We start from the raw sequence: 13,584 nt of genomic DNA on the forward strand, positions 1-13,584 counted from the left end.
ACCCTTTTCCAATTAATTGTTATTATTAATTCACACATTTATTAAAAGCTTGCTCATATAATATTCATCCACCCATTGCCCGTCCACTTTAAGCGATTTCAGCTTGGTTCCCTCAATGGAATAACCGCTCTTTTGATACAACGCCACCGCTTTGTCATTATGGGTCATTACAGTCAGCTCCAGTCGGACAATCCCATTCTCCACAGCCCAAGAGTCCACTTCCCGGAATAATCCGCCCCCAATGCCGAGGCCCTGATACTGCCGGAGAATACCGATGACAATATAGGCACTATGCCTGTTCCGCCGGACATTCCCTCCTCGCACGGATAGATAGCCAACCAAATTACCCTCTGCTTCAGCCCCGATCAGCACCGAGGTATCTGAAGACGCCACACTCGTGAGCATGTCCATCAGCTGTTCTACCGTGGTCCTTCGTTCGTCTGGCTCAAGCAGCATAAATGAAGATTCCTCATCCAGACGGTGTTGCAGGTTTAGCAGTTCTTCGGCATCGCCGGGATGTAGCACTCTAAGTGTAATCATCATTTTTACTCCTCCTTGAAAATGACGAATGGGTATTACCTATATATTTACAATTCGTTAGAATACACCTTTTTCCTCCTGCGCTTAGTGAAGCTCTGCAGAGTTGTGTTATAATCTGGTCAGCAACTTTCCATTATGAATCGTCAGGAGAATTACATTGGCCAATCTAAACTTAGGCAGTCCTAAACTTACACCACCCAAAATATTATCACTCGGCTTCCTGCTGCTGATCGCAGTTGGGACTACCCTGCTCTGCTTGCCAGCTTCATCAACAACAGGAAGAATTCACTTCATCGATGCCCTGTTCATGGCTACTTCTGCTACCTGTGTAACAGGACTTGCTGTAATCGATACAGGAACACAACTGACCACATTCGGACAGATTGTTCTACTGGTGCTGTTTCAATTCGGTGGATTGGGATTCGTTACCATGGCAACTCTGATTACGCTGGTGCTGAATAAGCGCATTTCCCTGAAGGAACGACTGTTGCTGCAAGAATCCATGAATCAGAACTCCATGCAGGGCATTGTGCTTCTCATCCGCAGAGTCCTTCTCTACTCACTCGTGATTCAACTGTCTGGTGCTGTTCTGCTGGCTGCTCGGTTTATGCTGGATATGCCAATAGGAAAAGCTGTATATTACGGGATCTTCCATAGCATTTCGATCTTTAACAATGCAGGCTTTGATCTCTTCGGGGATATCCACGGTCCGTTCAGTGGGCTGACCAGGTATGTAGAAGATCCTATAGTCAATATTATCTCGATGCTGCTCATTTTCCTGGGCGGGATTGGATTTATCGTCATGGCTGATGTGATAGACTTCCGCAAGCGCAGACGCCTTACGCTGCACTCCAAGGTTGTATTGACCACTTCTGCTGTGTTAATTGGGCTTGGGGCAGTGATCTTTTTCGGGCTGGAACTGAACCATACCCTGAAGCCACTTCATGCGGGCGGGAAGGTGATGGCCTCATTTCTTCAAGCCATAACACCACGTTCAGGCGGGGTGACTACCATCGATATTCCGCTGCTGCGGGAGTCCACGCATTTTCTGCTGATTCTCCTGATGTTTATCGGTGCGGCTCCGGGATCAACAGGCGGTGGGATCAAGATTACGACATTTGCGATCCTAGCCAGTGCCGTATATGCCCGCTTGCGGGGAAGAGAGGATATCATTATGTTCCGCCACCGTATCTCCAAAGACAATGTCTACCGTGCGATTACCATGACCCTGCTATCCCTGATGCTTGTGGTTATGGCAACGATGCTGCTGTCCGTGACAGAGCAAGCGAGCTTCTTAGCTGTCCTGTTTGAGGCGGTATCGGCGTTTGGCACTTCTGGCATCACGATGGGTCTTACCCCTGAGTTAACCACGATCGGCAAAATGCTCATCATTATCCTGATGTTCGTTGGACGGATCGGACCACTCACACTCGCCTACGCCTTGAAGCCGAAGAAGAGTAAAGAATTGTACCGTTATCCTGAAGGCAACATTACTATTGGTTAAAAAATATAAGTGCTAACTTGCGGATGCGGCGCAAATAGAATAGATAACTGCGCCTGCATCCAAGTTATGACTTTACTCTTCCTATACTTCCTGAACTTCGATAGCTGCATCTAACAGCTGATTGAAGATTTCATCGTTCTCTTCCAGCAAGGTATCCGTCTGAAGGAATTGCTCTTCACTTCCCGGCTCTCCGGCAAAGCTGAGGCTGTAATCCCACTCGCTCCCCTTCTTACTATAAAACGTAATCTCATACGAAGAAGTATGGTTCTCCAATGTAAACACCGTTCTCCCTACAAAACTTCCATCCTCGCTGCGGCGCATTTCCGCGCTTACAATCTCAGCTGTCATCCTAATAAACACCCTTTCCAATGATTGTTGCTTCACTACACCAGTATAACATTGAAATGAAAGCAAATCCCGCCTTCGCTTGGCATAATTGACTTTTTTCATCCGGCGGTTAATAATTTAAGACAACCCTTGTAAAGCATTAGATTAAAGGTAAATGGAGGAAATCTACATGAGCGATTTTCAAACAAAGCTTAACAAATATGCCGAGCTTGCAGTCAAGATTGGTGTCAACATTCAACCAGGGCAGGCCTTGGTTATTAACGCTCCCATCACCGCAGCGGAATTCGTCCGTCTCGTGGCCGAAAAGGCTTATGGCGTAGGTGCAAGCCTGGTCAAGGTTAACTGGAGTGATGAGAGCATTACCCGTCAGACTTTTGAGCATGCTGCACCTGAGACCTTTACGAAGGCTCCAACCTGGTATGCCGGTGAAATGACCGAGTTTGCTGAGAACGGCGCAGCCGTGATGGCAGTCATCTCCGAGAACCCGGACGCGCTGAAAGGCATTGATCCGGAACGTATTGCTAATTTCCAGAAAACACGCGGTGCTGCACTGGCCAAATACCGTGCTTACCAGATGTCGGATAAGATTAGCTGGAACGTTATTGCCGTTCCTTCCCAGCCATGGGCAGACAAAGTGTTCCCAGAGCTGCCAGCAGAAGAACGCGTAGCACAGCTGTGGGAAGCTATTTTCCATACCGTACGTATTGACCAGGAAGATCCAATTGCCGCTTGGCATGAGCATCTGAACAATCTGGAGAACAAAGCAAATGTGCTAAATGCCAAAAAATATAAGAAACTGCATTACATAGCACCTGGTACCGACCTGACCATCGAGCTTCCAAAAGGTCATCTGTGGGCTCAGGGTGACAGCATCAACGCGAAAGGTCACAGCTTCGTCGCCAATCTGCCTACCGAAGAGGTCTTTACAGCTCCACTTAAGACTGGTGTGAACGGAGTCGTTAGCAGTACGAAACCTCTTAGCCATGGAGGCAACATTATTGACAACTTCTCTCTGACTTTTGAGAACGGCAAGATTGTTAGCGTAAGCGCGGAGAAGGGTCAAGACTCCCTTGAACATCTAATCAGCATGGATGAAGGCGCCAAATATCTCGGAGAAGTGGCATTGGTTCCCCATCACTCTCCAATTTCTGAATCCAATATCCTCTACTACAATACTTTGTTTGACGAGAATGCCTCTAACCACTTGGCGATCGGCATGGCTTATGCCTTCTGTCTGGAAGGCGGCAAAGAGATGGACGAAGAACAACAAATTGCTCACGGACTGAACTCCAGTGTTACGCATGTCGACTTCATGATCGGCTCTGGCGAGATGGACATTTATGGAATATCTGAAGACGGCACTCGGGAACCTGTATTCCTTAAAGGTAACTGGGCTTTTTAAAAGAATTTAAAGGATAAGGGGACAGGATGTCATGTTGAGTTTCAAACAAAAGCTGGAGAATTACGCACTGCTAGCTGTAAAAATCGGGGTGAATATCCAGCCGGGACAAACGCTGGTCGTCAATGCCGATATCACCTCGGCAGAATTGGTGCGCCTCGTCGTACGCAACGCTTATGAAGCTGGAGCCCAGTTGGTAAAGGTCAATTACAGCGACGAGGTAGTTACTCGTACCCGTTATGATCTGGCACCATCGGAATCCTTCCTTGTGCCTCCAAAATGGCAGGCCGATGAGCTGGAGGATCTCGCCAAGAACGGCGCAGCATTCCTGAATATCATCTCTGTAGACCCGGACTTGCTGGCTGGAGTAGATTCAGAGCGTATTGCCAACAACCAACGGACGAGCGGGCAGGCGATGGCGGCGTACCGTGAAATGCTGATGAACAATTTTGCAAGCTGGAGCATAGTGGCCTTCCCATCCCCTTCTTGGGCGGCGAAGGTGTTCCCTGAAGCGCCTGCGGATCAGCAAGTCGACTTATTATGGGAAGCATTCTTCAAAGCAGTGCGTGCCGATCAGGAGAATCCGGTTGAAGCATGGACCCTGCATCTGGACGGCTTGAAAGATCGTTGTACATTCCTTAATGATCGCAAGTACCGCAAGCTGCACTATACTGCCCCAGGAACAGATCTAACCATCGAACTGCCGGAAGGGCATATCTGGTGTCAGGCTGGCGCAGTGAATGGACGCGGAGTGCCGTTCCTGGCCAATATTCCTACTGAAGAAGTGTTCACCGCTCCTTTGAAGACTGGTGTTAACGGTACAGTGAGCAGCACGAAACCTCTCAGCTACGGCGGCAATATTATCGATAACTTTACACTGACACTTGAGAATGGCAAGGTCATTGATTTCACGGCCGAAAAAGGTCAAGAAACGCTTGCTGCGCTATTGGCAATGGATGAAGGTGCCTCCTACCTCGGTGAAGTGGCACTTGTACCATTCCATTCCCCGATCTCAGAGAGCGGTATTCTGTATTACACGACCCTCTATGACGAGAATGCCTCCTGCCATCTGGCTTTGGGCGCAGCTTATGCCTTTACCTTACAAGATGGAATCAAGATGACGAAGGAAGAACTGTCTGCTAGAGGTATGAATCAAAGTCTAACCCACGTCGATTTCATGATGGGTTCTCCGGAAATGAATATTGACGGAATTACGGATGACGGCAATGCCGAGCCGATTTTCCGTAACGGCAACTGGGCATAATCGCTTTTTGCACAGATCGCTTTTTGCGCAGGATAATAAAAGCCAGTCAGACACAAATTTGTGTCCGGCTGGCTTTTTATTGTGCTTTTTCACCCTTATGATGTAAATTTCAGATAATCCAATGGGTTCAATCTTAGGGGCAAAGGTTGGCCTTGCGTGTGCGGTAAGACCCTCCCAAATGATGGCGAACCACCCAGTGTCAAGAACTTTTTTCGGTCAAAAGCCCATAAATAACTTAATTTTTAATATTTGTTCAAATTATAGCCACATATTTGTTGAAATTAGTTCACAGATATGTCACAATACAGTTAAGGCTTCAACATCCAAGGAGGAGATTATCATGATGAGAGACCCGCTGTCTGAAGACTTCGAAGCGAAGGAACAAGAACAGGCCCTGGTTCAAGAATCTGTCGATCCACGTATCACTGCCTCCAATGCCATCAAATACACAGCTTATGTCATGTTGTTGTTCGGATTACTGTATTTCCTTGCAGCTTATCTGGGCCCTATGCTGTAATGAAGCAGTCTTTACGTTTTTCTATAGAAAGCGCTTACGGCTAATAATGCTTCCGAAATGGAGCGTTACTAGCCGTTTTTTACGTATACGGTGAGTCCTGAGGTGCTTTTCACCAAGACATTGTTTTGTTCATCCAGGCTATTGCCGCCGGTGTCCAGGCCTCCGCCATTCTGGAATGCAGCCACTGGATAGCCTCTTTCCGATTGCCGTTAAAAGGAGTAATTCTGTTCTCCTCCATCCAATGAGCAACCGTTTCATACGAGGTGCTGTTCCAGCCATTCTTCTCCCCTTCTGCGTTCACTCGTTCCTTTACTCCCGAAATCACAATGTCCAGAAATCCTTGAAGCTCGGTAACTGCGTTATCAAAAGAGGTCTTGTTCTCCTTAGCCTTCATTCCCGCATCAGCCCGCAGCTTGCGTGTCTCGATCCCCTGCTCCTCCCGTATAATCTGGAGCAGCTTCAGCGCCTCTCTACTGGATAGTCCATTGTTATAACGTTCTTCCAGCGGCAAACCGCTGCCGGCGGCAGCCACATAAGCGGGGAACCACTCGCGAGAGACCAACACGGCTTTCTTCTTGATGAACTTGCCATAGCCTGCCAATCCTTCGCCCGGAAATTTCACCCGCCACTTCCAGGGGTCAAGCTCAGTGTCGCTATGCCAGTTCTCGGTCTTAGTAACACCATTCAAGGAAGGATGCTCGGGGATCAAGAAAGCCAATGGCAGGATCCCCACCTTTTTCAGCAAATCTGTCGCATCTTCAAATGTTGTAATCATGGAATGATCCTCGGCTTTTTCCATTTCATACGCTCCTTTTAAATGTACCTCTCTGATAGGGGCTCGTTATCTAGCTTCATGCTTACCTGGAATGTTCATCTGTCCAATCCCAGTGATGAACGCATTAATGAGGCGGGACAGACTGACGCTAGAATCCAGCGGCATCCCAAAGCCTCCCTCCTGCTCAATGGAGGCAAAGCCATGCAGGATGCTACGAAGACCACGTACGGCATGTATCTCGCCTTCCTTACCCAAATTATAACTCTGCAACAGATTAATAATCAGGGATAAAATACGCTCGCTAGCCGTTACAAGCTCGGCGTTATTCGGATCCGGTGAGGACAGCGTCGTTTTATACAGCCCCGGACGGCTTCTTGCAAACTCAACATAGGCGCGGCCCATCGCTTGAATCGCATCGTCACCGCTTACCCCCTCAGCTGCAGAGGCTACCGCCGTATATAGCTCCCCCAGTCCATAAATGGCCAATTGGGTCCGTAGACCCTGTAATCCATGGATATGATTATACAGTGAAGGCGACCTAACACCCAGCCTGGCTGCCAGCCGTGCAAGCGTTACCTCTTCAATGCCCTCCTCATCGGCAATCTCTGCTGCTGCCCGCACGAGAATATCGACATCCAATCCTGCTCTTGGAGACATACCCTTACCCCTTTCTTAGTGACTTTTCTGCCCGATGAATTGCCTGCTGAAGCCCAATGGCCGGATCTTTCAGCCAGTTACCATGCCCAGCAGCAATGAGAGTGGGCTTGAGCTGTAACAGCTTGCGGGCACTCGCAAGTGCTATCTCCTTATGCCAGGTGGCCAGCGCCGGGAACGGAAACAGTGGCACTATTGTTCCTGCTACGACAAACCCCCTGAACATCTGTACCGCATCACCGACGATAACAGCACCGCTACGCTGATCGATAAAAGACATTGAACCCGGGGTATGACCTGGTGTGCTGATTGCTTGTAGCGAGCCAATGATATCCCCTTCCCGCAGCAGAACATCAGGTTTGGTGGTGATCTTCTTGGGTACACTTCCCTTGATCGGGGTCTGCGGCTCATCAGCCCGGAGTGAGCGGTCTCCTCGGAGTAAGGCAGCATCCCGCTCCGAGATGTATACCTTAGCATCTGTATAATGTTTCGCTACCTCATCCAGCGCGCCGACATGGTCATCATGAGCATGGGTCAATATAATGCGGTTGATCTTCTTCCCCAGCTTCTCTGCTGTACCAATAATCCCTTTAGCACTAAACGGCATTGCTGCATCAATCAGTGTCAATCCGTCTTCTTCTTCGACCAAAAAGCAATTCACCGGAAAAAAGGATGGCATCCAGGTCAATTGTAGCAAATGTCCCTCTTGTAATACTCTCATGTGCATTCCTCCCTAAAACTAATTATATTAGTTATAATATAAACTAATATAATTAGTTTTTCAAGAACAAACATAAATCCCTGGAAAACGGCAAAGATTTGCCGCTTCGCTTCCCGCAAGCTAATCGGCTTCGTGAACTTCGTTGGGCATCGTGGGCATCGTTGGGCTTTGTTGGGCTTTGTTGGGCTGCGTGGGCATCGTGGGCTTCGTGGGCTTCGTGGGCTTCGTGGGCTTCGTGAGCTTCGTGAGCTTCGTGAGCTTCGTGGGCTTCGTTGAGCTATGTTGAACTTTGTTGAGCTTCATTGAGCTTTGTTGAGCTTCGTTGAACTTTGTTGAGCTTCATTGAGCTTTGTTGAGCTTCGTTGAACTTTGTTGAGCTTCATTGAGCTTTGTTGAGCTACGTCAAGCGTCTTCTGATGATTCTCATTGACAATATTTTGAATATCCTTTATATTTTTGATTGTCATGAATGTCAACGAAAATGAGGGATACACAACATGTCACCACGCACGAAAGAACAAAATGAAGAGATTCGTAAACAGCGGTCACAAGAGATTTTGCAGGCAGCCATTCATGTTTATGCGGAAAAAGGTTATGTGGCTGCTGAAATTGGTGAAGTAGCGGAACGGGCGGGTCTAGCGCGTGGACTGGTTTACCACTATTTCAAAAGCAAACAAAACTTGTTTCGTGAGCTCTACGAGTACATGATGGACAAGACGCAACGTTTTACAAAGTCCCATTTTGAGCAAGACGGCTCATCACTTGAACTGTTCAGTCAGTATGCGCGGATGGTCTGTAAGCAAGTATTGGAGGAACCTGAGGTGTCCCGCTTTTACATGCGGGTCAGCATGGATGTGCACTATTTTTATACAGATGAACCGTTCTCTCCGTTCGAATGGATGAAAAGCTTCCTACAGCCGATAACCCATGCCGTTGAGCAGGGCATCATCCAAAAAACAATTCGTCAGGGGAATGCCAGCCTCATGGCTATGCAGTTCTGGGGCGCTGTTTCACAAGGGATAAATTATTTAGACAAGCTGCAGCAGGATCTCTTCGCACAAGGGGCTTTGGAGATTACGATGAAAGAACAGCTAGAAATACTTTTAGAGCAAGTGATTGAGTCGGCTGTAGCAGTAGTAAAACCGCAGTAATTTTTTTACCCTTATGATTGACGCTCATGATAGTCAAAAAAAGGAGCGATTAAATGACATTAGTAGCAGTGAAACAACATGATTTCGATTCATTGAATGATGAACGACTAGGGTGGATTTGCATGGAACCAACCTTTCAACAAATTCGCGGAAAAGAGATGTCCGTAAAAACACAAGTAATATCTCAACTCACCAAGGGACAACAGGCCTTGTGTATGTTTAGGGTATTGTACGATCATGCTAAAAACTCGGTCAGTGAGTATTATGCCTGGATATCCATTTTGCTAGATACACCGGGGTATTGGTCTAGTGTGACAGAGGGCCTACATTTCTTCAGCGATACTTCCATGATCTCCCTGCTTGACGAAACCAAAGAGGTTCTTGAAGCAAGAAATCGCAGATTAGGTGTTCAATGGAGTGACGCCACTTTTAAAGACTTGGATCAAGATCATGAACTTTTAGACACTGTTACTCTTTTATTTGAGCGCTTCCTGACGTTGTCTCAAGGGAGTCTACAACAAATTAGCGCATACATTCGCCTAAACCCTCAAGAATTTGTAATAATCAAAAACTAGAAACATTAGAAAACTATAAACGTTAGAAAACTATAAACGTTAGAAAACTATAAATTAATAGTCCACTAGAACTCCCACATTCATATGGCCTAGGCAAAATAAAAATAAAGACCCCCTGTTTTTTCAGGGGGTTGAAAGTGGCTTTCATCGTCTATATAGAACGCATTGTAAAACATACATAGCAAAGAAAAAAGAGCGCTTATATAAGAAGGATCGAAGTAAAATTAACGGCATTTTCGTACCTTAAATCCTCTGCAGCTAAGGGTTATTGGAGATTAAGTGCAATTTTGTACCTTAAATCTTCCAGAATTGCCAGTTCGGCGTGCTTTTTCGAAAATTAAGATACAATAATGCCCTTATTTCCCTCATTTGCCTATATCAAAGAAAAATAAGGTGCAAAAATGCCGTTAGTTGGGGAGATAACCTCTCTTTTCCACTATTAAGACGACTGGTGAAAGGGAGCATCCCGTTTCTCGTGGTTAAAATCTGTCGACACTCTATGTTCCAGGTGCTAGCTCTCGTGTGGAAAGCTTCCAGGCGAACGCTTTGCGCCTACAGTTCCAAACTTCTCCGTTCGCTCTACTTCACTCTATAGGCATCCGAATAACGGGAACCTCCAAAGTTTCGAACGTGGACTCTGACAATTAATTCTTTTACCACAATTCTACTCCAGGCTTCCACTCTCCGGATAGCTGTCAACCACCTGCAGCAGCTCTGCTGCCTCAGTCCGTGGACGGCTGGCTGGCACGACTTCCGGGTAACCGGCGTGGACCATTGCTACGATCTTCTCGCCTGGCTTCACACCAAGTTTGTTCCGGAATTCAGGTGCGTAGATGTAAGGGTCCGTCTTCCAGATCGTGCCCACGCCCTTCTCCCACGCTGCCAGCTGGAAATTCTGTACTAAGGCAGAGACTGCACCATAATCATCATCCCATTCCCGCTGGCGCGGATCTTCAGGCATGACCACAATTAGAGTGAGCGGTATATTCGAGAGGTATTCTTTACGTTTAGCCGCAAAGTCAGGATCGGCCGCTCCACGCTTGATCAAAGAAAAAGCTGCATCGCCGAGAAACTTCGCCCCTTCTCCCTTAAACGCGATGAAACGCCATGGTTCACGCAGTCCATGGTTTGGAGCCCATACTGCAACATTCAGTAGTTCTTCGAGCAGCCCTTCCGGAAGTGGGTCGGATTTGAATTGTTTAATCGAGCGGCGTTCCTTGATTATGGCAGCAATGCTATTTGCAGATGTCGATTGTGATTCCGTCATAAATAGTTCCTCCTGGTCAAAATATTATTGAGAATGATTATCAATTAATCATACATGATCCTTGCTTACTTTGCAAATAACCTTGCTTCATAACCCTCTCCCCTAGCGGCATAACAAAAAAACACCGCTCAGATAGAGCAGTGTTTTCCACTTAATAAAAATCAGCCAAAACGGCCCATAATGTATTCCTGTGTCATTTGATTCTCAGGGTTGGAGAAGACTTTCTCCGTCTTATCATGCTCCACCAAAGAACCTAGGTAGAAGTAAGCGGTGTAATCCGAAATACGTGCAGCCTGCTGCATGTTGTGTGTAACGATAACAATCCGCAGATCCTCTCTCAACTCTTTGATCAATTCCTCAACCTTACCTGTAGATACCGGGTCCAGTGCAGAAGCTGGCTCATCCAGCAGCAGGATTTGTGGATTTACAGACAATGCCCGCGCGATACAGAGACGCTGCTGTTGACCACCCGATAGTGCCAGGGCTGAATCCTTCAGACGATCTTTTACTTCATCCCAAAGTGCAGCACGACGGAGACTGCTCTCCACAATCTCATCCAATGCTTGTTTACCTTTGATTCCATGATACTTTGGTCCGAAGGCAATGTTGTCATAGATGGATTTGTAGAATGGATTTGGCTTCTGCCACACCATCCCGATTTTTTGCCGCAGCTTGATTACATCTGTACCAGGGGCATTGATATCTACGCCGTCAATCCAGATGCTGCCTTTGGATGTGGAACCCGAAATCTCGTCATTCATCCGGTTGAGCGAACGAAGAAAGGTGGATTTACCGCAACCCGAAGGACCGATGAGTGCAGTTACCGTGTTTTCCGGAAAAGGCAGGCTGATCCCTTTAACGGCTTCATAAGTCCCATAGAAAATACTCAATTGTTCGGTCTGAAAAGAATTTTTGCTTGCGGTTGCTGTTGCTCCCATCGCTTACTCCTCCTACTATTCTCTGATCTAATTGGTATACCTGCTAGTTCATACGCTTAGAAGCTGTGAGTTTACGGTAAATAAAGCGGCCGAAGTAACGCGCGGCCAGGTTAAAGATCAATACAGTAATAACCAGCACAGCCGAAGCCCCGGCAGCGATTTGAACCGCATCGGGAGCCAAGCCTTCACTATTTATTTTCCAGATGTGCACTGCAAGCGTCTCTGCGGGACGGAACGGATTCAGCGGTGAAGACGGGCTGAGTGGATTCCAGTTCCCGAAATCAAGACGAGGACTGCTCATTCCTGCGGTGAACATCAGTGCTGCAGCTTCCCCGAACACCCGGCCTGCCGACAGGATCGTTCCTGTAATGATTGTTGGCAAAGCTACAGGGAACAGGACTGAGGTTACGATTTTCCATTTGGACAATCCAAGCGCAAACCCTGCTTCTTTCTGCTGCTTCGGAACCGTTCGGAAGGCCTGCTCCGTAATTCGCACCATTAGCGGCAGGTTGAATACCGTCAAGGCCAGCGCGCCAGATATCAGAGAGAATCCGAGGTTGAAATAGTTCACGATCAGCAAGAGCCCGAACAAACCCACTACGATCGACGGGAATGAAGACAGAACCTCCACGATCAAGCGGATAAATGCGGTAAGCTTGCCAGGACGTGCATACTCCGCCATGAAAATTCCGGCACCAAGACCCAGCGGTACTGTGATCAGAAGCGTTAGGAATAGCAAGAATATGGAGTTAAACAGCTGTGGCCCTACTCCTCCGCCTGCCCGGATCTTCTGAGGTGCAGAGGTCAGGAAATCCCAACTGATGTGACTGATTCCGCGCATCAGTATGTAGCCCAATAGGCCAACCAGGATGCCTACAATAAGTAGAGCGAAAAATACAATAAGCGTGGTAGCGATTTTGTCAGCGGTTCTCGGCTTCAAATTTTATTTCTCCTTTCAAGCAGTCTTACGAGGAAGACGAATACAAATGTCATCAGCATAAGAACCAGTGCCATGCTCCATAGCGCATTATTGTGCGGTGAGCCCATAGTGGTATTGCCCATTCCCAACGTAATAACACTCGTCAGGGTAGAAGCCGATTCGAACAGCGAGCGCGGAACGAACGGTGCGTTACCAATAACCATTTGTACAGCAAGAGCCTCGCCAAAGGCGCGGGCCATCCCCAGTACTACACCTGTCATAATCGCCGGCAGGGTTGTAGGAATGATGACGCGAGAAATCGTCTGCCACCGGGTAGCTCCAAGCGCAAACGAAGATTCCTTCAAATTTTGCGGTAAAGAAGACAATGCATCTGCAGCCACGCTCGTAATTGTCGGTAGAATCATAACCGATAAGACAAGTGCGCCTGCAGCCACCCCGATGCCCTGGCCCGGAAAGATATTGCGAAGCAGGGGCACAATCACACTTAAGCCCACAAAGCCGTATACCACGGAAGGAATACCGGACAACAGCTCAATAACCGGCTGAAGCAGCTTTTTTCCCCAACCTGGAACGATTTCGGTCATAAACAATGCTGCACAGATACTGAGCGGGCTAGCAATCAGTGCTGCGAGCAAAGTAACTAGGAAGGATCCGGAAATAAACGGAAGTGCACCGAAGGATGGTGTATCCCCGTCCGGCGACCATTTAGTACCAAAGAAGAACTCAGATACGCTTGTTGTCCCGCTAATAAAGGTGGACAGGCCTTTGGACGCCACAAAATACACCATTGATACAATGATGACAATTAATAGCGTTACGCAAAAGGACATATAAGTGCGTCCGATGAAATCTTCTATATGATGCTTTTCAATACGAGATTTGTTTGCTTTCACCTTGAAATGCTCCCTCTTTCTAAAGTGAAAAGAGAGGCAGAAGGATATTCCGCCTCTAATCACATTGAATTTCTACTGAAGAATGCTTGATCGTGATG

General features: G+C 47.4%; 15 protein-coding genes. 6 read left to right on the forward strand and 9 right to left on the reverse strand.

Annotated elements, in window-relative coordinates; translation table 11 throughout:
- Positions 1-30: 30 nt before the first annotated feature.
- The gene (locus ACFRAM_RS11490; RefSeq protein ID WP_379465968.1) at positions 31-543 is read right to left on the reverse strand and encodes a GNAT family N-acetyltransferase; all 513 of its coding nucleotides are present in this window, start codon (positions 541-543) and stop codon (positions 31-33) included.
- 154 nt (positions 544-697) lie between these two features.
- Between ACFRAM_RS11490 and ACFRAM_RS11495 the strand changes: the two genes are divergently transcribed.
- Entirely contained in the window at positions 698-2,044 is a 1,347-nt protein-coding gene (locus tag ACFRAM_RS11495) for a TrkH family potassium uptake protein (protein ID WP_379465969.1), read from the forward strand.
- Between the two features lie 81 nt (positions 2,045-2,125).
- On the opposite strand, the gene ACFRAM_RS11500 is transcribed toward ACFRAM_RS11495, so the two are convergent.
- On the reverse strand, positions 2,126-2,392 hold the full coding sequence (locus ACFRAM_RS11500) for a hypothetical protein (RefSeq protein WP_175372632.1): 267 nt from the start codon (positions 2,390-2,392) through the stop codon (positions 2,126-2,128).
- A 169-nt stretch (positions 2,393-2,561) separates the two neighbouring features.
- Here ACFRAM_RS11500 and ACFRAM_RS11505 point away from each other — a divergent pair, with 169 nt between their 5' ends.
- From ACFRAM_RS11505 to ACFRAM_RS11515, 3 genes are all read left to right on the forward strand, one after another.
- The gene (locus ACFRAM_RS11505) at positions 2,562-3,794 is read left to right on the forward strand and encodes an aminopeptidase (protein ID WP_379465970.1); all 1,233 of its coding nucleotides are present in this window, start codon (positions 2,562-2,564) and stop codon (positions 3,792-3,794) included.
- A 31-nt stretch (positions 3,795-3,825) separates the two neighbouring features.
- A complete protein-coding gene (locus ACFRAM_RS11510; RefSeq protein WP_379465971.1) occupies positions 3,826-5,055 on the forward strand; it encodes an aminopeptidase in 1,230 nt (409 codons plus the stop codon).
- Between the two features lie 340 nt (positions 5,056-5,395).
- A complete protein-coding gene (locus ACFRAM_RS11515; protein ID WP_175406410.1) occupies positions 5,396-5,572 on the forward strand; it encodes a hypothetical protein in 177 nt (58 codons plus the stop codon).
- 109 nt (positions 5,573-5,681) lie between these two features.
- Here the strand turns inward: ACFRAM_RS11515 and ACFRAM_RS11520 are convergent, their stop codons facing one another.
- The 3 genes from ACFRAM_RS11520 to ACFRAM_RS11530 are packed head-to-tail and all read right to left on the reverse strand — an operon-like array spanning position 5,682 to position 7,722.
- The gene (locus ACFRAM_RS11520) at positions 5,682-6,371 is read right to left on the reverse strand and encodes an AlkZ-related protein (RefSeq protein ID WP_379465972.1); all 690 of its coding nucleotides are present in this window, start codon (positions 6,369-6,371) and stop codon (positions 5,682-5,684) included.
- Between the two features lie 42 nt (positions 6,372-6,413).
- Positions 6,414-7,004: a TetR/AcrR family transcriptional regulator gene (locus ACFRAM_RS11525; protein ID WP_379465973.1), complete on the reverse strand. Its 591-nt coding sequence runs from the start codon at positions 7,002-7,004 to the stop codon at positions 6,414-6,416.
- Positions 7,005-7,008: 4 nt separating this feature from the next.
- Positions 7,009-7,722, reverse strand: coding sequence for an MBL fold metallo-hydrolase (locus tag ACFRAM_RS11530; protein ID WP_379465974.1), 714 nt, complete (start codon positions 7,720-7,722; stop codon positions 7,009-7,011).
- A 497-nt stretch (positions 7,723-8,219) separates the two neighbouring features.
- Here ACFRAM_RS11530 and ACFRAM_RS11535 point away from each other — a divergent pair, with 497 nt between their 5' ends.
- Together ACFRAM_RS11535 and ACFRAM_RS11540 are read left to right on the forward strand one after the other, a co-directional pair.
- The gene (locus ACFRAM_RS11535; protein WP_379465975.1) at positions 8,220-8,873 is read left to right on the forward strand and encodes a TetR/AcrR family transcriptional regulator; all 654 of its coding nucleotides are present in this window, start codon (positions 8,220-8,222) and stop codon (positions 8,871-8,873) included.
- A 53-nt stretch (positions 8,874-8,926) separates the two neighbouring features.
- Positions 8,927-9,448: a hypothetical protein gene (locus tag ACFRAM_RS11540; protein ID WP_379465976.1), complete on the forward strand. Its 522-nt coding sequence runs from the start codon at positions 8,927-8,929 to the stop codon at positions 9,446-9,448.
- Positions 9,449-10,112: 664 nt separating this feature from the next.
- On the opposite strand, the gene ACFRAM_RS11545 is transcribed toward ACFRAM_RS11540, so the two are convergent.
- From ACFRAM_RS11545 to pstC, 4 genes are all read right to left on the reverse strand, one after another.
- On the reverse strand, positions 10,113-10,715 hold the full coding sequence (locus ACFRAM_RS11545; protein ID WP_379465977.1) for a nitroreductase family protein: 603 nt from the start codon (positions 10,713-10,715) through the stop codon (positions 10,113-10,115).
- Between the two features lie 161 nt (positions 10,716-10,876).
- On the reverse strand, positions 10,877-11,653 hold the full coding sequence (gene pstB / locus ACFRAM_RS11550) for a phosphate ABC transporter ATP-binding protein PstB (RefSeq protein ID WP_175372621.1): 777 nt from the start codon (positions 11,651-11,653) through the stop codon (positions 10,877-10,879).
- Positions 11,654-11,696: 43 nt separating this feature from the next.
- Positions 11,697-12,593, reverse strand: a complete 897-nt coding sequence (gene pstA, locus ACFRAM_RS11555; protein ID WP_175372620.1) for a phosphate ABC transporter permease PstA — start codon at positions 12,591-12,593, stop codon at positions 11,697-11,699.
- Positions 12,590-13,486: a phosphate ABC transporter permease subunit PstC gene (gene pstC, locus ACFRAM_RS11560; protein ID WP_066369576.1), complete on the reverse strand. Its 897-nt coding sequence runs from the start codon at positions 13,484-13,486 to the stop codon at positions 12,590-12,592. The genes pstA and pstC overlap by 4 nt, the downstream gene beginning before the upstream one ends.
- Positions 13,487-13,584 lie beyond the last annotated feature (98 nt).

This window comes from Paenibacillus sp. NPDC056722 (genome assembly GCF_042790635.1).
Taxonomy (GTDB): domain Bacteria; phylum Bacillota; class Bacilli; order Paenibacillales; family Paenibacillaceae; genus Paenibacillus_AQ; species Paenibacillus_AQ agri.